General features: G+C 48.7%; 17 protein-coding genes. 8 read left to right on the plus strand and 9 right to left on the minus strand.

Going from position 1 to position 20,921, the window contains the following annotated elements; translation table 11 throughout:
• Positions 1 to 25 precede the first annotated feature (25 nt).
• The 4 genes from EI981_RS00855 to EI981_RS00870 are packed head-to-tail and all read right to left on the minus strand — an operon-like array spanning position 26 to position 3,424.
• Complete coding sequence (locus EI981_RS00855) at positions 26 to 628, minus strand: response regulator transcription factor (protein ID WP_126994595.1); 603 nt, start codon at positions 626 to 628, stop codon at positions 26 to 28.
• Positions 613 to 1,749, minus strand: a complete 1,137-nt coding sequence (locus EI981_RS00860) for a sensor histidine kinase (protein WP_126994598.1) — start codon at positions 1,747 to 1,749, stop codon at positions 613 to 615. The genes EI981_RS00855 and EI981_RS00860 overlap by 16 nt, the downstream gene beginning before the upstream one ends.
• 29 nt (positions 1,750 to 1,778) lie before the next feature.
• The gene (locus EI981_RS00865) at positions 1,779 to 2,516 is read right to left on the minus strand and encodes an ABC transporter permease (protein ID WP_126994600.1); all 738 of its coding nucleotides are present in this window, start codon (positions 2,514 to 2,516) and stop codon (positions 1,779 to 1,781) included.
• A complete protein-coding gene (locus EI981_RS00870; protein WP_193556420.1) occupies positions 2,513 to 3,424 on the minus strand; it encodes an ABC transporter ATP-binding protein in 912 nt (303 codons plus the stop codon). Before EI981_RS00870 ends, EI981_RS00865 begins: the two co-directional genes overlap by 4 nt.
• A 165-nt stretch (positions 3,425 to 3,589) precedes the next feature.
• On the opposite strand from EI981_RS00870, the gene EI981_RS00875 reads away from it, so the two are divergent.
• The 4 genes from EI981_RS00875 to EI981_RS00890 all read left to right on the plus strand — a co-directional run bounded on the left by EI981_RS00875 (position 3,590) and on the right by EI981_RS00890 (position 12,279).
• Complete coding sequence (locus tag EI981_RS00875; RefSeq protein ID WP_126994604.1) at positions 3,590 to 6,127, plus strand: GH39 family glycosyl hydrolase; 2,538 nt, start codon at positions 3,590 to 3,592, stop codon at positions 6,125 to 6,127.
• A gap of 196 nt (positions 6,128 to 6,323) precedes the next feature.
• The gene (locus tag EI981_RS00880; RefSeq protein WP_126994606.1) at positions 6,324 to 7,574 is read left to right on the plus strand and encodes an MFS transporter; all 1,251 of its coding nucleotides are present in this window, start codon (positions 6,324 to 6,326) and stop codon (positions 7,572 to 7,574) included.
• Positions 7,575 to 7,632: 58 nt separating this feature from the next.
• Positions 7,633 to 9,942: a beta-glucosidase family protein gene (locus tag EI981_RS00885; RefSeq protein WP_227011636.1), complete on the plus strand. Its 2,310-nt coding sequence runs from the start codon at positions 7,633 to 7,635 to the stop codon at positions 9,940 to 9,942.
• A gap of 72 nt (positions 9,943 to 10,014) precedes the next feature.
• On the plus strand, positions 10,015 to 12,279 hold the full coding sequence (locus tag EI981_RS00890; RefSeq protein ID WP_126994608.1) for a glycoside hydrolase family 3 protein: 2,265 nt from the start codon (positions 10,015 to 10,017) through the stop codon (positions 12,277 to 12,279).
• Between the two features lie 97 nt (positions 12,280 to 12,376).
• Here EI981_RS00890 and EI981_RS00895 read toward each other — a convergent pair whose 3' ends face one another.
• From EI981_RS00895 to EI981_RS00915, 5 genes are all read right to left on the minus strand, one after another.
• Positions 12,377 to 13,111 (minus strand): ABC transporter permease, encoded by a 735-nt coding sequence (locus EI981_RS00895; protein ID WP_126994610.1) that lies wholly within the window; start codon positions 13,109 to 13,111, stop codon positions 12,377 to 12,379.
• Position 13,112: 1 nt separating this feature from the next.
• Positions 13,113 to 13,826: an ABC transporter permease gene (locus EI981_RS00900; protein ID WP_126994612.1), complete on the minus strand. Its 714-nt coding sequence runs from the start codon at positions 13,824 to 13,826 to the stop codon at positions 13,113 to 13,115.
• Positions 13,827 to 13,828: 2 nt separating this feature from the next.
• Positions 13,829 to 14,737 (minus strand): ABC transporter ATP-binding protein, encoded by a 909-nt coding sequence (locus tag EI981_RS00905; protein WP_126994614.1) that lies wholly within the window; start codon positions 14,735 to 14,737, stop codon positions 13,829 to 13,831.
• Between the two features lie 107 nt (positions 14,738 to 14,844).
• Positions 14,845 to 16,239, minus strand: a complete 1,395-nt coding sequence (locus EI981_RS00910) for a HAMP domain-containing sensor histidine kinase (RefSeq protein WP_126994616.1) — start codon at positions 16,237 to 16,239, stop codon at positions 14,845 to 14,847.
• Positions 16,236 to 16,919, minus strand: coding sequence for a response regulator transcription factor (locus tag EI981_RS00915; RefSeq protein ID WP_126994618.1), 684 nt, complete (start codon positions 16,917 to 16,919; stop codon positions 16,236 to 16,238). Before EI981_RS00915 ends, EI981_RS00910 begins: the two co-directional genes overlap by 4 nt.
• 221 nt (positions 16,920 to 17,140) lie before the next feature.
• On the opposite strand from EI981_RS00915, the gene EI981_RS00920 reads away from it, so the two are divergent.
• The 4 genes from EI981_RS00920 (at position 17,141) to rapZ (ending at position 20,871) form a co-directional block, all read left to right on the plus strand.
• Positions 17,141 to 17,368: a DUF1858 domain-containing protein gene (locus EI981_RS00920; RefSeq protein WP_126994620.1), complete on the plus strand. Its 228-nt coding sequence runs from the start codon at positions 17,141 to 17,143 to the stop codon at positions 17,366 to 17,368.
• Between the two features lie 40 nt (positions 17,369 to 17,408).
• The gene (locus EI981_RS00925) at positions 17,409 to 18,668 is read left to right on the plus strand and encodes a DUF438 domain-containing protein (RefSeq protein ID WP_126994622.1); all 1,260 of its coding nucleotides are present in this window, start codon (positions 17,409 to 17,411) and stop codon (positions 18,666 to 18,668) included.
• Between the two features lie 259 nt (positions 18,669 to 18,927).
• Positions 18,928 to 19,878, plus strand: coding sequence for an ROK family glucokinase (locus EI981_RS00930; protein ID WP_126994624.1), 951 nt, complete (start codon positions 18,928 to 18,930; stop codon positions 19,876 to 19,878).
• Positions 19,879 to 19,977: 99 nt separating this feature from the next.
• Positions 19,978 to 20,871, plus strand: a complete 894-nt coding sequence (gene rapZ, locus EI981_RS00935; protein ID WP_126994626.1) for an RNase adapter RapZ — start codon at positions 19,978 to 19,980, stop codon at positions 20,869 to 20,871.
• Positions 20,872 to 20,921: the final 50 nt, after the last annotated feature.

The raw sequence follows: 20,921 nt of genomic DNA on the forward strand, positions 1-20,921 counted from the left end.
CCTTTTTGAACACGTATTTTATGGGCTATATCCAGCCCTTCTCTTCTGCAATTCGGACAGCTTCCATCCGATTTTTGGCCTCGAGCTTATTAATGATCTCGGATATATAATTACGCACCGTGCCATAGGATAAATGCATCGACTTGGCGATATCCGCTGCGCTGCCTCCTTGAGCAGCCAGCTTGAGAATATTGATCTCTCTGGCTGTTAACGGATTCTCATTGTGCAAGCTGCCGAAGATGAGCTCCGGAGAAACTTCGCGATGTCCTGCCATGACTCGGCGGATCGCTTCGGCTAGTCTGTCGCTGGGCTCATCCTTAAGTAAGTATCCATGGATATTCGCCTTGATGGCCCGTTCAAAATAACCTGGACGTGCGAAGGTGGTCAGGATGATAACGCGGCAAGGGAGTGCCCTAGCCTGTATCTCTTCTGCGACGTCAAGACCGCTGAGCTGCGGCATCTCAATATCCATGAGACAGATGTCCGGTTGAAGTTTGCAGATCAGCTCCAGTGCCTCAGCACCGTCTGACGCCTGTCCAATGACCTCAATATCATCCTCAAGATCAAGCAGAGAAGCCAGGGCTCCGCGCAGGAGGCGCTGGTCTTCTGCGATCAGAATCTTAAACATGCTGTCTCACCATCTTCCCGTTCTTTAATAATCTGTGGTATTGTCACGGTCATCATCATCCCCTGTCTAGCTCCGGCTGCTACTGATAGGGAGCCTTCGATGAGGGACAGTCGTTCACACATCCCGTTCAATCCGTTGCCATACCTAATGCTCGCCTGATCCTGCTGCGCGGGACCGATCCCGTTATCCTCGATTTGAACTGTAATTTTCCGCTCTGTTCTTGCTATCGTGATCTGGCAGTGCGTAGCTTGGCTATGCTTGACGATATTCGTAACCCCTTCCTTGATACAGAGGCTAATGATGTTCTGATTCAAGAGGGCAACATCCTCCAGCGTCGCATCTCCTTTGATCTCCAGCTTGATATTCGCCACCTTCAATATCTTGGCCGTCTCAGCCAGCTCTTCAGCAACTGTGATGGCTCTCATATCAGAGACAAGCTCCCTCACTTGCCGTAATGCGGCCCGCGACGTCTGATAGATTTCCCTCGCCTCATTTTGGGCACGCTGCGGATCCTTGGTTGTCATTTTCTCAACGAGTTGGCTCTTCAATATGATCAATGACAGCGTGTGCCCCAGTGTATCATGCAGATCACGAGCGATGCGAACCCGCTCCTCCCGCTTGACGAGCTCCTTGATTCGTTCATTGGCTTGATCCAGCTCCTTCTCCAACTGCTGCCGACGGTTCATAGAGCGAATGCCAAATGGAGAGACCAGCATAATGAGGAAGAAGGGGATACTGAACAACATCTCTTGAATCTGCATTTGTTTCACTAGAAGGATCACTGGTGTTGATTCCACGGCGGCAAAGGCAGTCATAGCAATCTTGAATTTTCGCTTGTCCGTGAACCAGCCGATGAAATTGGCGGTATAGAAGCCCATATAGAGGTTGTAGAAGCTGTAGAACCCGCTCATGATGGAGATAATCAGCATCTGCAGTCCAAGCCAATAGGAGAAGCTTCTGCCCGTGGCAAAATATAATTGACGATACGTTAAGACGAACAAGCCGATCATCATATAACCGATAATCAGCTTGATCCCGGATTCATTCTGAATGTTGATGATTGGCATAATGATATATATTAGCCATATATAAGGGAAAAATCCGTATTTTCTAGGGAACATTCAGAGAACTCCTTCCTACGGCATTACGATTAAATCGCTTCTTGCTTCCTTCTTGTATATATGGATATTAACATAAATAGGATAAAGTAGCCTGCCAATATGAGAATATTACTCCATTCCGGAGGATTCCCTTGGACAAGCTCCCAAGCTCCGTTGCCGAAGTTGTAAGAAGGCATCCATTTACCGATATTTTGCATGATGTTGGGCAATATCTCGAGCGGCATCCACATCCCTCCCAGAAGGGCCATCACTAGATATAAGGCATTACTTACACCAGAGGCGGTGTCAACCCGCTTCATGCACCCGACAAGTGTGCCTAGTGCCAAGAATGGCGAGGAGGCTATCAGAAGCCATAGTCCACAATAAATCCAAGTAAGTGCTGGCAATGAGACGCCGTTAATTAGGTAGCCTGCTACGAAGATGAAAATGATCGATGTTAGATGCATAATCGTCTGTCCGAACATTTTACCCAGAAAATATATCGCTCCCGGAAGCGGGGTAACGCGCATAAATGTGCTCCAGCCATGGTTGCGTTCCTGTACGATACGTATGCCTAATGTCATTATAGCCGAGCCCATGATGCTGAAAGCAGCCATCGACATGAGATAATGATTATTCCAGGCTGCAGCGTCGGGAGCTCCAGTACTAATGATACGAGTAAAGAGAAAATAGAAGACGATCGGCATAGCCAATGACCAGAATACATAATAGGGATTACGGAATATCCGTAGTAGCTCCATTTTGAATTGTGTAATTACTAGTTTCATATCGCGGTCTCCTCCTGGGTCATCGTTAACTGCTCAAATACTTCATCAAGGCTTCCAGAGTGAATCTTTATATCCCGGACAGGGAGTCCGGCTGCAAAGATGGCGGCAAGCGCGGCATCGGTGTTGTCGGTGGATACATAAATTCTTCCGTCTCGGTTATAGCAGTTCGTAACCGGTGGCAATAAGCTAAGCTTGGCTCGCAATTCCGGTCCGTCCTCATCGGATAGAAAGGACAGGGAGCTATGGATGATCCTCGACTTGATCTCTCCTGGAGACCCATCGGCTACGATTGATCCTTGGTTGAACAGGATGATGCGGTTTGCCGTATCATCAGCCTCCTGCAGATAATGGGTGGTGAATAGAATTGTCTTGCCTTGTTTGGCCAGCTTATGCACCGTCTCCCAGAAGCGGCGTCTTGCCATGGTATCGAGACCAACGGTAGGCTCATCGAAGAACAGTACCTCCGGATCGCCGGCCAGTGCCATGGCGAAGCCCAGGCTACGCTTCTGTCCGCCGGATAGCTTCTCGGTATAGCGGTTCAAGTCGCTAGGCGTTAGACCGGTGAGATGGATAAGGAATTCCATGTCCATGGGATTCGGATAATAGTTGCGAGTCAGTTCGAGAATCTCTCGCACCTTCAAGCGATCCATGATGCTGACATGCTGCAGCATGACTCCGATTCGTTCTCTGACGGACCGTTCTTTGGGCGAGCGGCCAAACAGCTTGACCGTTCCTTGGGATGGCTCCAGCAGGCCGAGCATCATCGAGAGTGTGGTCGTCTTCCCGGCTCCATTAGGGCCAAGGATGGCTGTGACAGAGCCCGGTTCGATTTGAAATGATACATCATTTACAGCTATTCTATGGTTAAAGGTTTTGCTCGTGTTACGCAGTTCAATAATAGGATTCAAGATATTCGCCTCCATAACTTAAAGTACATGACCTTTATGTCGTAATTTAAAGATATAGAATTTTCAAAAACCTTAGTAGTAAGCTTTGTCATGACTTCAAAGTGACAGATGTCATAAATATGAATGGATGTTCTATTCTTAACTTGATCCTCTAGGAGGCTAATGATGAAGACGAGAAAATCGATCTACGAACTGGTGGAGACAAGCGATACTTTACCGTTTGATGTCTCCTTGCATAGTGTGAATTATGTGCCGAGCCACTGGCATAACAGTGTGGAGATGATCTTTGTCCTCCGGGGAAGCCTGGAAGTGACGGTGGGTCATAAGCAGCAGACGTTGTCAGAGGGCGATGTCAAACTGATTAATTCGGGGCATGTACATGAGGTAATTGGCTTCCACAACAACATCATCGCGACTTTTCTAATTCCTGATACCTTCATTAAGGGGAATATCAAAGGTGTGGAGCATGCTTACTTCGATTGTGATTCCAGTACGGCGGGCAAGGAATCCCGTCCTGCTCTGGATCGCATTCGTCAGCTGCTGGCGGAGATGGTACAGATGACATATAAACGAGGCGAGGTATACGAGCTGGAAATGCGGATTCGTATGTTGAGCGTATTTTCGATTCTAATGCAGCGGTTCCGGACAGAAGAGCCGGAGGGAGAAGGTGCGATTAAGGAAAAATATATGGATCGCATGCTGCGCATTATCAATTACATAGAAGAGCATTATCAAGAACCGATCACGCTGCAGGAAATTGCGGAGAAGGAGTTTTTATCTGTTCCGTATTTATCGAAGTTCCTGGGCGAGCAGATCGGTCTGAATTTCCAATCATTTGTAAGTGGAATACGCTTGAAAAATGCAGTGGACGACATGCTTAATCATATGGAGACGCCGGTCAATGAAATTGCGCTGAAGCACGGCTTCCCCAATTCGAAATCGTTCTATACTGTGTTTAAAAATCGTTATCATATGACCCCAAGCGAGTATCGCAGACAGTACAATCCGGTCATGGGTAAGACGAATGAGAGAATATCGCAGGGCTACCTCGCCTTCAATAGGGCTAGCGCGCTTGGAATCATTAATCAGTATTTGCAGCGAAGCCAATCCGGTCAGGAGCTGCAGGTTCTGGGAATCGAAGTAATTAATAAGGCTATTGACTTGTCTATACAGGGGCGGCAGCTAAGGCATACCTGGAAGAATCTCATCACGATCGGCAAGGCCAAGGAAGGACTGCATGAAGATGTGCGGAATCAGCTGCGTTATTTGCAGCAGCGCTGTCCTTTTCGGGAGATTCGCTTCCACGGAATATTTGATGACGGTATGATGATCTATCACGAGGATGAGGGGCAGCCTTATTATAACTTTCGCTTTGTAGACCAGCTCTTCGACTTTTTATTATCCATCGGTTTGAAGCCGTTTATCGAGTTAGGGTTCATGCCTTCTGAGCTTGCGGCTGAACAGAGCAAGTCGGTATTCTTCATCCCCAGCTTCGTGAGCGGACCAAGCTCCATAGAGCGCTGGTGTGAGCTGTTGGATCGGTTTCTGCGTCACTGCATCAACCGGTATGGCCGTGAAGAGGTAGAGAGCTGGAAGCTTGAATTCTGGAACGAGCCGGAGCTGGCCGTATTCTGGCCGGGGACAGTGGATGAATATAATGAGTTCTATCTGCATTCGTATCGTGCAGTGAAACGGGTCGCAGGCAGATTGCAGATCGGCGCACCAGGGCGGATTATCTCGACGGATACGGTAGCGTATTTTCACAATTTCATTGCATTTTGCCAGGAGCATGATTGTTTGCCTGATTTTCTTCCGGTCCATTTCTACCCTCATGAGGATCTCATCGAGAATGATCATCGCAAATTAGAGCATTTGTATACCATGAGCAACTTGTCCTTCCGTGTTGTCATGGAGCAATTTGTATCGATATCACCGAACCCCGATATTCTTCGGGATATGCTGGCGCAAGAGAAAAGAATGCTGGATGATCTGGGACTATCTCACCTCGATCTATATTTGACAGAGTGGAACTCTACGGCGTACCATCGTGAATTGACGAATGATACGCTATACAAGGCGTCCTATATTGCGAAGAATATCGTCGAGAATCTGGATAGCATTGAAGGCTTCGGGTACTGGGTGCTTAGTGACAATATCGAAGAGACACCAGCATCGGAGCAATTGTTCCATGGAGGTCTTGGTCTGATCGCCCAATACGGGATTCCTAAGGCTGCGATGACAGCTTATGAGCTTCTGTCCAAGCTGGGAGATCGGCTGATTGCCCAAGGCGATGGTTATGTCGTAACCGAAGCTCGCGGTAGTTATCAAGTGCTAAGCTATAATTACTGTCACTTCGATGATCTGTATGCGCTGGGGGATAACTCATTTATTAACGCAACGAATCGTTATAACGGATTTAAGAATGAAAAGGTCGCTAAGCTGGAGCTGGATCTTCAAGGAATTCCCGAAGGAAGGTACCGGATGGAGACCCACTCTGTATCACGTCAGCAAGGCAGCAGTTATGATGAATGGGTCAGGATGGGGGCGCCGGATTATGTAACGGAAGAGGATAGTGTCTATTTGACCGCTGCCTCGCGTCCCCAGAAGCATATACAGGAGATTGAAATTCATGGCGGAATGACCTATATAGCACAGCTTGAGCCGCATGCATTAGAATTGATGGTGCTGACACCTCTGCTTTAAGGGACAAGGAGATGTATGGCGAGTATGTCGTTATTTAATGTCCTTTCCGGTCCAGAATGAAGCGCTTGCATAAAAATGATTAAAAATAACCCTACAAGAAGCTAATTAAGCGCCTGTCGGAAGACGGGCGTTATTTTATATCATAGATATATGAAAGCGCTGTCAAATATGTAGTTATCATAAGGGGGTCCTTCTAATGGCAGAGTCCAAAATAAGAGGGCAAGTCGTAACACCGCTAGGAAGATTAACATCCGGCATCATGCTGGGTTACGGATTAATGATGTTAGCGCTAATGACTCCGGCAGTTCTGCTGCTGACTTTTAAAATGATAGAGATCGACCCTGATGGATACACATCATCCTACGGTCTAGTCGCCGGTATCGGCGCTTTCTTTGCCCTGATTGGCAATCCGCTTGGCGGTGCGATCAGCGACCGGACGAATATCGGGTTTGGCCGTCGGCGCACCTGGATCTTTATCGGTTCTGTGATCGGAAGCTTGGCCTTGCTATGGGTAGGTACAGCTACTCAGGTGTGGCAGATTATCGTTGGTTGGTCGGTTGCCCAATTGTTCTTCAATTTTGCCATGGCGGCTTATACCGCGCTTATTCCAGATCAGGTTAAGCAAGAGAAACAGGGGACGATCTCGGGCCTGATTGGCTTGATTCTGCCGATTGCAATGACAGTAGGAATGGTATTGATGATGCTGATGCCTGGCGTATCCTCGGCTACGAAGTGGACCTTATTGAGTGCTCTAGGAATTATCGGACCGGTGATCAGCTGCTTCTTAATCCGCGATGGCAAGATAGAGATTGAACGTGCTCCAAAAGAGCGAATTCCATTCGGTGAGAAGCTGAGCAAAATTTATCCGAGCCCACGGAAATTCCCGCACTTCACCTGGGCACTCATATCGAAATTTCTGCTGATGATGGGCTATTGCAGCACTCTTTATTTGACGGTCATGCTCGTTAATCGGATGGGCTTCACAGAGACACAGGCAACGAATAGTGTGGGGACAATCAATATTATCTCGATGCTGGCTATGGCGGTTACAAGTATCTTTGGTGGTGTTCTCTCGGATAAATACCGCAAGCAGAAACCGTTCCTGTATGGTTCCGCTTTTATTATGGTTATCGGTCTTCTGATGTTCGCTTTTATTCCGAACTACATCACGTACGTTATCGCCGCAGCGATTATTGGTTTGGGCGGAGGCTGCTTCTCGGCAGTGGATATGGCCCTTGTAGCCCGTATCCTTCCTCGGAAAGAGGACTCAGCCAAGGACTTCGGCTTGATGAATGTCGCGAATGCCTTGCCACAATCGATCGTACCTGCGATCGCACCGGTTCTGCTGGGCATCGGCGGTTGGTCATTCTTCTATGTTGTACTGGCGCTCTGCGTCGTGCTTAGTATGATGGCGGTTAAGCCATTACCAGAGGTCGGGCAAAAGTAAGTAAACAATCATTCCGTATACATGTACACACGATGAATATAAGGAGGAATCTTAAATTATGACACAAACCTTGGACAGAAATATTCAAGCTATCATTTCCCAGATGACCATTGAAGAGAAAGCAAGTCTATGTTCCGGGCTGAACATGTGGCAGACCAAAGCGGTGGAGAGAGTAGGTATTCCTTCCATCGTCATGACAGATGGTCCACATGGCCTTCGCAAGCAGGAGAATCCGGGCGATATGTCGAGCAAAAGCGTACCGGCAACCTGCTTCCCGAGCGGTGCGGCTCTGGCCTCGTCCTGGGACCGTCATCTTATTCAAGAAGTCGGGCGTGCGCTCGGCGAGGAATGCCAGGCGGAAGACGTCCAGATCATTCTCGGCCCGGCTGTGAACATTAAGCGTTCACCGCTCTGCGGACGCAACTTCGAGTATTTCTCGGAGGACCCGTTCCTCGCGTCGGAGATGGGAACCCATCATGTACTAGGTGTTCAGGAGCAAGGCGTTGGTACTTCTGTGAAGCATTTTGCGGCCAACAATCAAGAGACACTGCGCAACTCGATCAATACGATCGTGGATGCGCGCACATTGAATGAAATCTATCTGCGGGCTTTTGAAGGGACGATTTCCAAGGGCGATGCCTGGACGGTCATGTGTGCCTACAACCTCGTTAATGGAGAGTTCTGCTCGGAGAATGAATATTTGTTGACGGATGTGCTTAAGAAAAGATGGGGCCATCAAGGATTCGTGATGACCGACTGGGGCGCTATTAATGAACGCGTCAAAGGACTTCAGGCTGGGCTTGAACTGGAAATGCCGTATAGTGGGCCGGATCGTGATCAGATGATCGTTGACGCTGTGAAATCAGGCAAGATGGATGAAGCTGTGCTTGATCAAGCGGTTGAACGACTGCTGAATGTCATCTTCAAGACCTATGATGCGCGGAAGGAAGGCTTCACTTACGACAAACAGGAGCATCACGTGCTGGCTAGACGAACGGCCGCTGAATGTATGGTTCTGCTTAAGAATGAAGATAGCCTACTGCCGCTTGATCCAAAGCAATCGGTGGCTGTGATCGGCGCCTTTGCAGCAAAGCCTCGCTATCAAGGTGGGGGTAGCTCGCATATTTCTCCGACACAGTTAGACCATGCTCTTGATTCAATCCGCGAGATAGCCGGTGATGGGGTTGGTTTTGCAGAGGGTTACCATTTGAATCAAGACGTGGTAGATGAAGCTCTGATCACTGAAGCGGTTCAACTGGCAGCCGGCAAGGATGCAGCGATTATATTCGCGGGGCTGCCGGACAGCTTCGAATCAGAGGGCTTCGATCGTAAGCACCTGGATATGCCAGAGTCCCATTGCGAGCTGATCCGCAGGGTTGCCGAGGTACAGCCGAATACGATCGTTGTACTGTCGAACGGTGCGCCGGTAGTTATGCCTTGGCTGGACTCCGCCAAAGCCATTCTTGAAGGGTATTTGGGCGGGCAAGCCGGCGGGGGCGCGGCAGCGGATATTCTCTTCGGCAAGGTGAACCCAAGTGGCAAACTGGCTGAGACCTTCCCAGTCAGTCTGAAGCAGACTCCAGCATATTTGAACTTCCCTGGAGGGAAAAGTGAGGTTAATTATGGTGAAGGCTTGTTCGTAGGGTACCGCTATTACGAGGCCAAAGAGGAGCAGCCGCTGTTCCCGTTCGGTTATGGTCTTAGCTACACAAGCTTTACTTATGAAAATATCAGGTTGAGCAAAGAGGTTATGAAGGATAGCGATACTGTCGAGATTATAGTTACTGTACGCAATACCGGAAATCGCACGGGGAAAGAGATCGTGCAGCTCTATGTACAGCCGCTGGACAGCACGGTGGTAAGACCTGTGAAGGAGCTTAAAGGCTTCGAGAAGGTGGAACTGCAAGCGGGAGAGTCTACAGAGGTAAACTTTACGCTCGACAAACGCTCCTTCGCCTATTTCAACACGGAAATCCATGACTGGTTCGCGGAGACGGGCTCGTATGATATTGTCGTTGGTTCTTCTTCCGTTGCAACGCCGCTAAGAGCGACCATCAAAGTGGTATCGACGATGATTCCGTTCTGCAAGGTAACCCGTAATACGAAGTTCTATGAGCTGCTGGCTATTCCAGAGACAGCTGAATTTGCTGAGAAAGCAATGAATGACAGTCTCGAGAGCATTAAGCATATGGGAGCACTCTTCGCAGAGAGTATGGGGGATGGGGGCCTGCTTCTATTATTTGAAGAAGTTGCTAAATGGAAGAAATACGACGGACTGCGTTCTATGATCAGCTTCTTTGGCTCAGGCATGTCGGAAGCAGATTTCCAGAAGCTCATCGATGATTTGAATCAGAAGCTGGGTCTGTAAGTAAGTGATTCGAGCGGACCTTTGAATAGCCTCTGCAAAATAGATAAATACGTGATAGGAGGAGTTTTGACGATGGGAGAGCATAGGGATACTACCAATCAAATCAAATATGTACAAAATCCGGGAGGCCCGACCCTAGGGTATTCAACCTTATCGGGTGTACAGATTCTGAAGCAGAACGGCCTCTTCTTTAAAGATCTGAGCAAGGACGGCAAGCTGGATAAATATGAGGATTGGAGATTGCCTGCGGAAGAACGGGCTAAGGATCTTGCTTCAAAAATGACCATAGAGCAAATCGCCGGCTTGATGCTGTACAGCAGTCACCAGAATGTGCCGGGAGCCAGCGGCGGCTGGTTCTCAGGCACTTATGGAGGGAAGACCTACGAGGAGAGCGGGGCCAAGCCGTGGGAGATGACGGATGAGCAGATGGGTTTTCTCGCCAAGGATCATGTGCGCCATATTCTCGTCGCGGCGGTAGAGAGCCCGGAGGTGGCGGCCCGTTGGAACAATCAGATTCAGGCCTTTGTTGAGGGAACTGGCCTGGGCATTCCGGCCAACAACAGCTCTGATCCGCGGCACGGTACGCAGACGAGCTCAGAGTTCAATGCCGGTTCAGGCGGCACAATCTCCATGTGGCCGGAGACATTGGGGCTAGCGGCAGCCTTCGATCCGGAGGTCGTGAAGCAGTTCGGTAAGATTGCTTCCAAGGAGTACCGGGCGCTTGGTCTGACCACGGCATTATCGCCGCAAATCGATATTGCGACCGATCCGCGCTGGTTCCGCTTTAATGGTACATTTGGTGAGGATTCCAAGCTTTCGACGGATCTGGCCAGAGCCTATGTGGATGGCTTCCAAAATTCCGAAGGCGAGAGTGAACTGGTTGACGGCTGGGGTCATGATAGTGTTAATGCGATGGTGAAGCATTGGCCTGGCGGCGGTTCTGGTGAGTCAGGTAGGGATGCGCATTTTGGCAGCGGCAAGTATGCTGTCTATCCAGGTAATAACTTTGAAGAGCATTTGCTTCCTTTTGTAGACGGAGCCTTCAAGCTGGATGGTAAGACAAGGCAAGCATCTGCGGTGATGCCGTATTATACGATTTCGGCGGAACAGGATACAGTCTATCATGAGAATGTCGGCAATTCGTACAGCCGTTATCTGATCAAGGATTTACTGCGCGATAAGTATGGATATGAAGGTGTAGTGTGTACGGACTGGATGATTACTGCCGATGAGACGAGTCGGGATGAGTTCCTGAGCGGTAAATCATGGGGGGTTGAAGGTCTTACGGTAGCTGAACGCCATTATAAGGTTTTGATGGCCGGGGTGGACCAGTTCGGCGGGAACAATGATAAGGGGCCAGTGCTGGAGGCTTACCGGATGGGCGTGGCTGAGCATGGCGAAGCCTATATGCGCGAACGGCTTGAGCAATCCGCAGTGCGCTTATTGCTTAATGTTTTCCGCTTGGGGCTGTTTGAGAATCCGTACCTGGATCCGACGTTAAGCTCTGAGACGGTCGGTCGGCCGGAATTTATGCAAGCGGGTTATGATGCACAGTTGGAATCTATTGTTATGCTTAAGAACAAAGAGAATGTGCTGCCAATAGCCTCAAAGAGCAAAGTATATATTCCGAAGCGGTATATCGCGGCTGGTTATGACTGGTTCGGAAACCCTGTCGCTGAGAAGCTGGTGGATCCGGTGAATCTCGATATTGTGAGTCGCTATTTTACAGTAACGGAGAATCCGGAAGAAGCGGACTTCGGGCTAGTATTTATTGAGGGCCCAACCTCTGGGATGACCGGATACAGCCGCGAGGATGCGGAGCAGGGAGGCAACGGATATGTTCCATTAAGCCTACAGTATCGTCCATATACAGCCGATTATGCGCGTGAGACGAGTCTGGCGGGAGATGCTCGTGAAGGCGATGTATTGAACCGCTCATATAAAGGTAAGACCGTAACGTCTAAGAACGAGACCGATTTGGATACGGTGTTGGAGACGAAGAAACGGATGAATGGCAAGCCTGTCATTGTATCCTTGCGTCTCTCTAATCCAGCTGTTGTGGCGGAGTTTGAGCGTGAGGTCGATGCGATTCTGGTGAATTTCGGGTTACAGGATCAAGCGATAATGGATGCTATAAGCGGAGCCTTTGAACCTTCCGGCTTGTTGCCGATGCAGATGCCGGCCCATATGAAGACGGTAGAGGAGCAGCTTGAGGATGTGGCGCATGACATGGAGTGCCATGTGGATTCGGAGCAGCATATGTATGATTTCGCTTACGGGTTGAACTGGAGCGGCGTGATCCGGGACGAGCGGACAATGAAATACGCCAAGCGGTAAAAATAAAACGGGCTATCCTGCACACGAAGTTTTGGTGTAGGGTAGCCGTTTTTTTTGCGTACTGTCCTGCATCTAAGTGAATAGGACAATCCGTCTATTAGATCTCTTTACGTTGAAAATGGACGAGGCCAACGATCATGAAGACGATCAAGCTGCCTAGAACAGTAACCATCAGACTCTCTATTGGAAGATTAAATGCACCGAAGTCTCTTTGACCCGTCGGCATCATTGCCAGCAGGGGCTGTGCCCATGGATAGAATGGGGCGTAAGTCGATGAATTTACGATGAGCATGTTCGGTATCGTTAATGAGACATTCACGGCAAGTGGAGCGGCGAAGCTAGCCCAGCCCAGGGAGACGCCAAGCTGTAGGGTGGCTAGCGGCAAGCAGGCGATCCATCCGCCGATCAGGCTGGTGGCCAGGGCTCCCCAAGGGATATCTCCCAATATGCCATGGAAGGCTCCGGCCATAAGGAAAGCCCCTAGCATAAGCAACTGGCAGATTGCTAATAAGCCGGCTACAATAGTTAGCTTGGCGAAATATACAGCCGTGCGTGATACAGGCATTGCTAGGAGCTGCTTCCAGCCTCCGCCATTGTGCTCATAACGGCAAATGGAGGCCGATAGTACTCCGGTTATGATCGGCAGGATCAGTAAGCCATGGAGCATAACCATTGAGGCAATTAACATCGGCCATGCTACCGGACCTGACGGCAGATTGGCGAAGACACCGATCAGACAGGCCAGGATGGGACTGACGATTAAAATAAGCCACAGACGCGACTTCGACATTTTAAGCTGTTCGGAAGATAGGATTCGAGCAAAAGTCCGCATCTTAATCCACATCCTTTCTATTGAAATGAACAAGGCCAATCAGCATAATGATAATCCCTACGCCAATGCCAAAACCGATGAACCAAAGCTGATGCTCGGAACGAAGGGCCATTATTGGCCAGTTCAACGGGAACCATTCGGATAATTGCATAAGGAAGGGCGACATCAGTGAGATCAGAACGCCTAGTGATACTGGCAACGTCTGATTCTGGAAAGTAAGTGACAGCCATAGCTGCAGGGATAAGACCGGCATAGTGGCCAAGAATGGGAAGAAGCCCATGGTCAGCAGGTCTTTCCAAGGTATATGCGTACCGAATCCTAGCGACATCCCGAGTATGATAGTTCCGATCGATAGAACGATACAGGACACGAATAGAAGAAGCACACTCAGGGTGAACTTACCGCTAAATACCGCTGTGCGCGAGATAGGCAGCGCGAGCAATTGCTTCCATGAATTGAGCTGATGCTCGACATTGGCAATAAGTGAACTGACTAATGTACAGCCTAGATATAAGGAGATCGGAACGAACATTGTTGTCTCCCCGATAAGACCTCCCCAGAGGTCGTCGGCATATATTTTACCTAGGTAATCGAAGCGAAGCCCGAAGTTTAGCGCTTCAATAGCTACTACTCCGAGCGGCGCGAGAATGATGAGAAGCCAAATTCCTTTGCCGCGGATTTTCAGGAAGTCAGCCGATAGCGAACGAAGCATCATGGCTAATTCCCCTCCCCGATGACCTGCATGAAGATATCCTCGAGTGATTTTCTCTCTTGCTCTACCCGGTATATATCATGGCCATTCTCTACTAGACGTTTGACTAACGCAGCGATCCTGGTGTCCTGCATGTCAGGGAAGACCAATGTATTCTTCTCAAGGCTGCCGATAGAACCGAGATCCCGGGCAAGCCAGAGTGCGGATTCCGGCTCGGAGACGACAAGCTTGATATGATGGGAAGCCTTCATCTGAAGATTAGAGATCGTATCCTGGAATACCATCTGACCCTCCCGAATAATGCCGACCGTTCCAGCCATTTGCTCAATTTCGCTCAGCAAGTGACTGGAGACCAGTACAGTAATACCATACTGCTCTGGCATGCGCTTAATTAACTCACGGATCTCATGAATCCCCGATGGGTCCAAGCCGTTCGTCGGTTCGTCAAGGATAAGCAGCTCCGGGTTGCCGAGCAGGGAAGCGGCGATGCCAAGGCGCTGTCTCATCCCGAGTGAATAGCCCTTAACTGGTCGGCGTGCTTCTGAAGTTAACGAGACGATCTCCAGCACTTCGTCAATCCGTGATTTGGGAACGTCCAGGATCCGTCGCAGTGCCTCCAGATTGTCAATGGCGTTCAGATGGCCATAATAGGAAGGATACTCGACCAACGAGCCGATCCGCTTCAGAATCGCCAATTTATCTTTACGCAAATCGCGACCGAAGATTGAGATGGAGCCCGATGTCGGCTTAATTAGACCGAGCAGCATCCGGATCGTGGTTGTCTTGCCGGCTCCGTTTGGTCCTAGGAAGCCATATATATCCCCTTGTGTGATTTCAAGGTTCAATTGATTGACCGCGGCTCGTCCGCGATATTTTTTTGTTAGTCCATTGGTTTGAATGACCATTTCATTCACGATTAATCACCTCGGCTACTATATTACTGGGGCAAGTTTAAATGAAAGAAGGCCGAAGTTTAAGAATAGTTTAAATTTACATAGCAGACTTTTTTGAACAGCCTCTATTATGAATGGTTAGCTGGATAAATATAAATGCATGTGCCTGTATCAGATGTGTCTATTTCCAGAACCAGTTTCATTTGCTTCATTAAAAGGTCGACGATCGCAAGTCCAAGTCCTGCTCCCTTGGAAGGGGTATCAGCGTTAAAGCCAGGGCCGTGATCGGCGATTACCAAGGCCGTCCATCCATATCTCTGTACAGTAGCAATACCTACATATTTGCCGGAGCTTGCATAGCGGTACAGGTTCTGGAACAGATTGTCCAGAATCCGACGGAATGCCTGCTCGTCAACTTCCCAGATCAGCGGTTCGTCCGGAAGATCAATGTCGATGGTAAGTTCTGCTTTCTCCCAAATCGGATACCAGGCTGCGGCGCTTACCCGGACAATGCGGAGTATATCCTGAGTTTTCGCAGACATGGCATAACGTCCGCTAGTAAGCAGATTGTATGAGAGCAGGTGGTCAATCAGATGATCGAGATCGCTGATCTTAGTCTTCATAAGTTGTACGGACTCAAGGGCCTCTTCGGGCAGCGGCTGTTTATCCAGGGCATAGATATGCCCGGACAGTACGGTTAACGGTGTCCGCAAATCATGCGATAGATTATTGATCAGGTTCTTGCGCAGCTTCTCTTCTTCTTGCTCCCGTCGCTTACCTTCCTCCAGCTTGCCGACCATATGATTGAAGGCCTTCTCCAGGCTGCCGATCTCATCCGCACGCCCTTCATCAACCCGTATCGGCAATCCATCCTTATTCGTACGCATCATACCTGACTCCAGGTTAAGCAGCCGTTTGCGGATATTCCGGAAGAAGAGATAAGAGAGAAGCAGGAATATCGACAGCAAGGTCAGTAAGAAGAGACCATAGAAACGGTTTTCGAATTCCCGGCCTTGCTTCAAATACTCGCGAGAGATCTTCAAAACCATGAACCCTTCCCCACGAGTCGTATTATCACCAATAAAGGCGACGGTACCAAAGGTATTCGTATTGGACACTGTCTTCATAAATTGAATCGTATTCTCGGTGGACCATTTAGCGGGCAGATCACTCTGTTTGGGTAGTTGCAGGCGCGTTCTCTCTGCACTATCTACCCAAAATAGAGAGGCCTGGGGATATTTATCCTTAATCTCACGCAGCTTGGCATCTATCTCTTCAGGCGCTTTATGACCGCCAAGTTGCTTAGCTTCTTTGTGCCACATCTCTTCCAGGTCTCCTGAATTGTATCTCAACGGCTGTTCGATTTGATGCTCAGGGAAGAAGTAGTAGTTCACAGTGAAGGAAAGAATGAGGCCGGCAGGAACCGCCACAGGAATGAATAGAAAAGCGATCGCGATAATCAGAACGTATCTCGACATCAGCGAGTTGCGAAACTTCGGCTTGTTCCAGTGACGCTGTCTCATGCCCGCACCCGGTAACCGATGCCGCGAATCGTCTCAATAATCTCCGGTGCTGCTGGGTCGCGTTCAACTTTCTCCCGTAGATGGCGGATGTGTACCATTAATGTCTTGTCCCCGTCCAGGTAGGGCTCACCCCAGACTCCTTCGTATATTTGTTCCTTGGTTAGAATTTGCCCGAGGTGTTGCAGCAGAAATTGAAAGATGTGAAACTGTTTGCCGGTCAAAATAATCTCTTCTCCGGTGTCCTGATTCACGATGATATTCTCTTTCTCGTGAATTAGTAAGTGGCGCAGCTGTAGTGGAGCAGCAGATGAAGCCCCACTGCGGCGCAGTAACACCTCAATCCGGGCCGCCAATTCCTCAGGATGAAATGGCTTCGTCAAATAATCATCAGCGAACTGCAGGCCATGAAGCTTATCATCGATCGAGGCCCGAGCCGACAGCATCAGGATCGGAATATGTGGGAACTGCTTCTTCAGACGCTGTCCAACGGTAAATCCATCAAGCCCCGGCAGCATGACATCCAGAATGACCAGATTGCTTGTCTCTGCTTCCTCCATGGCACGGTCCCCACTTGTTAACCAGGTAACCTCATAGCCCCGGCTACTTAGTTCACCGCTAATAAAGGTTCCAATTTCCTGATCATCTTCTATATATAATAAGTTTGCATTTGATACTGACATGTTAAATCCCTCCCGCCTCTATTGTGGCAAAACCAAGCCTAAAAATAAACATACATCATTATAAAATAATTTGTGATTCCAGTCACAAGGAGGCCGTGTAATGTATGTTAAGTTTTAGCTGAGAACAGTTCTCAATGATTGCAGGTAACGAGTTTATGTTCTAAAAGACTTGTTTTCAGCACCGAAGCTTCTATTTGCATTTACTAAGGTGGGATAAGTACATGGGCAAAGTTATCGATTTAAGCAAGACCGTCTACGAGTTGTGCTCATCTGATCCGGAAGTAATCGAGGTTATGGCGGAGCTTGGATTTGAGCAAATCACCCAGCCTGGTATGCTGCAGAGTGCCGGTCGTTTCATGACCATTCCTAAAGGAGCCAGACTGAAGAAGCTGGATATGGATGTAATTAAGAGAGCCTTTTTAGACAGGGGCTATAGCATAGAAGAATAAGCACTAGACCTAGATCAGTATAAATCGGAGGGGAAGAATAGTGAGCGAATTAATCAATAATCGCGAGCAAGGAGTTTCGAGGCAGACGGAACGGCAGGAGATGCTTAAAGAGATCATCAAGCAGTTGCATCAGGGGAAGAGTGTCGATGAAGTGAAAGCCCGCTTCGAAGAGGCGGTAGGCGATGTAACGGTCGCAGAGATTTCGGCTATGGAGCATGCTCTTATGGAGGAAGAAGGTATTCCAGTATCGGAGGTGCAGCGGTTGTGTTCGGTTCATACGGCAATATTTAAAGGATCGATCGAAGAGATTCATCGCTCCAGCAAGCCTGAGGATCAGCCAGGCCATCCTGTGCATACCTTCAAATTAGAGAATCGGGAGATTGAACGGCTCGTTAACTTCAAGCTGGAGCTGCATTTGGATCAGTTCCGCAAGGAGGATGCTCCTGGGACAATTATCAAGCTGCTTGAGGATTTGGGGCTGCTGCTTGATCTCGACAAGCATTACAGCCGTAAGGAGAATTTGCTCTTCCCTTATCTGGAGAAATACGGGATCTTTGGCCCGACGAAGGTTATGTGGGGAGTTGACGATGTCATTCGCGCCATGATTAAGGAAGTGAAAGGTAAGCTAAGCGATTATAAAGGCAATCAGCAGGAATTGATTACCGACTTGGAACTCGTTATTAGAGAAGTTAATGAAATGATCTTTAAAGAAGAGAATATATTGCTTCCTATGGCTCTGGAGAAGCTTACCGAGGATGAATGGTTGAAGATCGCCCGGGAGAGCGATCAAATTGGCTTCTGTCTGACGGCGCCGGATCAGGAGTGGATTCCAGAGCGGGTTCCTCTGGAAATAGAGGATACAGCTGTAGAGTCAGAGCGGGACAACGAAATTCCCCAGGGATATGTAAGGTTCCAGACGGGAATTCTCTCCGTACAGCAACTTGAAGGGGTGTTGAATCATCTGCCAGTAGATCTTACCTTTATTGACGAGAACGACGTGGTACGTTATTTCTCTCATGGTAAGGAACGGATTTTTGCTCGTACGAAGGCGGTAATCGGCCGTACGGTCCAGAATTGTCATCCGCCGCAAAGTGTACATGTTGTCAATCAATTATTGGAGGATTTCAAATCAGGGAAGAAGGATGCCGAGGATTTCTGGATTCCATTCAAGGATAAATTCGTACTAATCCGTTACTTTGCCGTGCGTAGCGAGGCTGGGGAGTACATGGGAACCTTGGAATTCACCCAGAATATCGCACCGATTCAGGCTATCGCCGGACAAAAACGAATCATGTCTTGAGCTGTTGGACTTGATGATATGAAGAGCCGCTTTAGAGGGTTCACAAGCGTGAATCCTAAGGCGGTTTTTTGTTTTTCCACAATATGTGAATCTGATCACGTCCGTAAAAAGCCTTGTTCTTATGGGCTCTTACGGAGGTCCCCTTCTCTTGACCGAATAGGAGGGTTCGCTTATAGTTGGTACGTAGGTATATCTTCATAAAAGTCATAATTTTAATTAAATCTTAAGGAACATTATAGAGGAAAAGGTGGCTTGTATCATGTCTGAAAAAATCTACATTGGCGTAGACCTGGGCGGAACGGCGATTAAAGTCGGAATTTGTAATGAAGAAGGACAGCTTCTGCATACGTATGAGGGACCGACTGAAGTGGATAAGGGCCCGGAGACGATTGTAGATAATATCGAGCGTTATGTGCGTCTCGTTGTAGAGCAATCTCCATTCAATTGGGAGCAGGTAGCAGGTGTTGGTGCTGGTGTAGCTGGCTTTACCAATGTACGCGAAGGTATCATCATTTTTGCGCCGAATGTAGGTTTGAAAGACTTCCATATTCGCCAAATATTAGAGGAGCGTCTGGACAAGCCTGTTAAAATAGACAACGATGCTAACGTAGCGGCTCTCGGCGAAGCTTGGGGCGGCGCTGGCAAAGGAATTGATAACTGTGTATGCTATACGCTCGGTACGGGCGTTGGCGGCGGCATTATTATCGATGGTAAAATCTATCAAGGTTTCTCCGGCTTGGCTGGGGAGCTTGGCCATATGTCCGTAGTTCCAGATCTGGAAGCGATTCAGTGCGGCTGCGGCAAGATGGGCTGTCTGGAGACGGTCTCTTCGGCGACCGGTATTATCCGTATGGCCAATGATGCAGTAGCTCGTGGCGATCGTACAGAACTGGCGCTAGTTGAGAACATCACGGCGAAGGATGTATTTGATGCAGCTAAGGTTGGTGATGAGGTTGCCTTGCGAATTGTTAATCGCGCAGCATTCTATCTTGGCAAATCTCTTGCAGCTGTAGCTGTAGTGCTTAATCCGGAAGTATTTATTATCGGTGGCGGGGTATCGAAAGCCGGAGATATTCTGTTTAATGAAGTTCGCAGTGTATTCGCACAGTTTACACCGGAGCCGGTACAGGCTGGACTAAGAATTGAACCTGCTACACTTGGCAATGATGCGGGTATGGTCGGCGCAGCCGGTCTATTTCTCCGTTCATAAGAAATAGGGGAAACATCCATCTATCAGTTGCATAAAATATTACAAGTAGCTGAGATTCATATAGATAAAGGGACTGGAGAATTGCGAGGAGGGAATTTCATGTCGGATAAAGAAGGAGCTTCCGTTGCCAATCTTGTAATCATCACTGGCATGTCGGGGGCAGGAAAGTCACTTGCTGTCCGTAGTCTGGAGGATCTAGGTTTCTTCTGTGTGGACAATTTACCTCCAGTATTAATTCCCAAATTTGCTGAATTGATTGAACAATCCAAAGGTAAGATCGCCAAGGTCGCGCTTGTGATCGATTTGCGCGGCCGGGAGTTTTTCACGGCATTATCGGAGTCGCTTGCATATATCAAGGAGCATTTCACAATGAACAGCGAGATTCTGTTCCTGGATGCAACGGATTCGGTGCTTGTACAGAGGTACAAGGAGAGCCGGCGGCGTCACCCGCTTGCTCCAGAAGGTATGCCGCTTGACGGTATCCGGCTTGAGCGTAAGATGCTTGATGAGTTGAAGGTATCGGCGACCCAAGTCATCGATACTAGTAATATGAAGCCTTCGCAATTGAAGGAGAAGATTATCTCTAGATTCTCACATTCGGAGGGCGGCAGTCTATCGGTGAACGTGACCTCATTCGGGTTCAAATACGGGATACCGATCGATGCCGATCTTGTGTTTGATGTTCGCTTCTTACCTAACCCTCATTACATTGAGCAACTTCGTCCGCACACGGGACAAGATGATGATGTATATGAATATGTTATGAAGTGGCCGGAGACGCAAGCTTTCTTAACGAAACTGCTAGACATGCTGCATTTCTTGCTGCCTCAGTATCGTAAAGAGGGAAAGAGTCAGGTGATTATCGGGATTGGCTGTACCGGGGGCAAGCATCGGTCCGTAGCAATAGCCGAGTATCTAGGCCGTATGCTCGGGGCGAGTGAGACAGAGACGGTTCGTGTCAGCCATCGCGATGCAGGCAGGGACCGACAGTAAGAGGTGAGTCAATTAGTGGCCAATCGGAAGAATGAAGGAAGAATTCCACG

This window comes from Paenibacillus lutimineralis (assembly GCF_003991425.1).
Classification (GTDB): domain Bacteria; phylum Bacillota; class Bacilli; order Paenibacillales; family Paenibacillaceae; genus Fontibacillus; species Fontibacillus lutimineralis.

Coding starts and splice junctions, on each gene's coding strand:
- EI981_RS00880 (WP_126994606.1), top strand. CDS start 6,324: ATGGCAGAGTCCAAAATAAGAGGGCAAGTCGTAACACCGCTAGGAAGA.
- EI981_RS00915 (WP_126994618.1), bottom strand. CDS start 16,919: ATGTCAGTATCAAATGCAAACTTATTATATATAGAAGATGATCAGGAA.
- EI981_RS00855 (WP_126994595.1), bottom strand. CDS start 628: ATGTTTAAGATTCTGATCGCAGAAGACCAGCGCCTCCTGCGCGGAGCC.
- EI981_RS00920 (WP_126994620.1), top strand. CDS start 17,141: ATGGGCAAAGTTATCGATTTAAGCAAGACCGTCTACGAGTTGTGCTCA.
- EI981_RS00875 (WP_126994604.1), top strand. CDS start 3,590: ATGAAGACGAGAAAATCGATCTACGAACTGGTGGAGACAAGCGATACT.
- EI981_RS00900 (WP_126994612.1), bottom strand. CDS start 13,826: ATGATGCTTCGTTCGCTATCGGCTGACTTCCTGAAAATCCGCGGCAAA.
- rapZ (WP_126994626.1), top strand. CDS start 19,978: ATGTCGGATAAAGAAGGAGCTTCCGTTGCCAATCTTGTAATCATCACT.
- EI981_RS00860 (WP_126994598.1), bottom strand. CDS start 1,749: ATGTTCCCTAGAAAATACGGATTTTTCCCTTATATATGGCTAATATAT.
- EI981_RS00890 (WP_126994608.1), top strand. CDS start 10,015: ATGGGAGAGCATAGGGATACTACCAATCAAATCAAATATGTACAAAAT.
- EI981_RS00885 (WP_227011636.1), top strand. CDS start 7,633: ATGACACAAACCTTGGACAGAAATATTCAAGCTATCATTTCCCAGATG.
- EI981_RS00910 (WP_126994616.1), bottom strand. CDS start 16,239: ATGAGACAGCGTCACTGGAACAAGCCGAAGTTTCGCAACTCGCTGATG.
- EI981_RS00930 (WP_126994624.1), top strand. CDS start 18,928: ATGTCTGAAAAAATCTACATTGGCGTAGACCTGGGCGGAACGGCGATT.
- EI981_RS00895 (WP_126994610.1), bottom strand. CDS start 13,111: ATGCGGACTTTTGCTCGAATCCTATCTTCCGAACAGCTTAAAATGTCG.
- EI981_RS00865 (WP_126994600.1), bottom strand. CDS start 2,516: ATGAAACTAGTAATTACACAATTCAAAATGGAGCTACTACGGATATTC.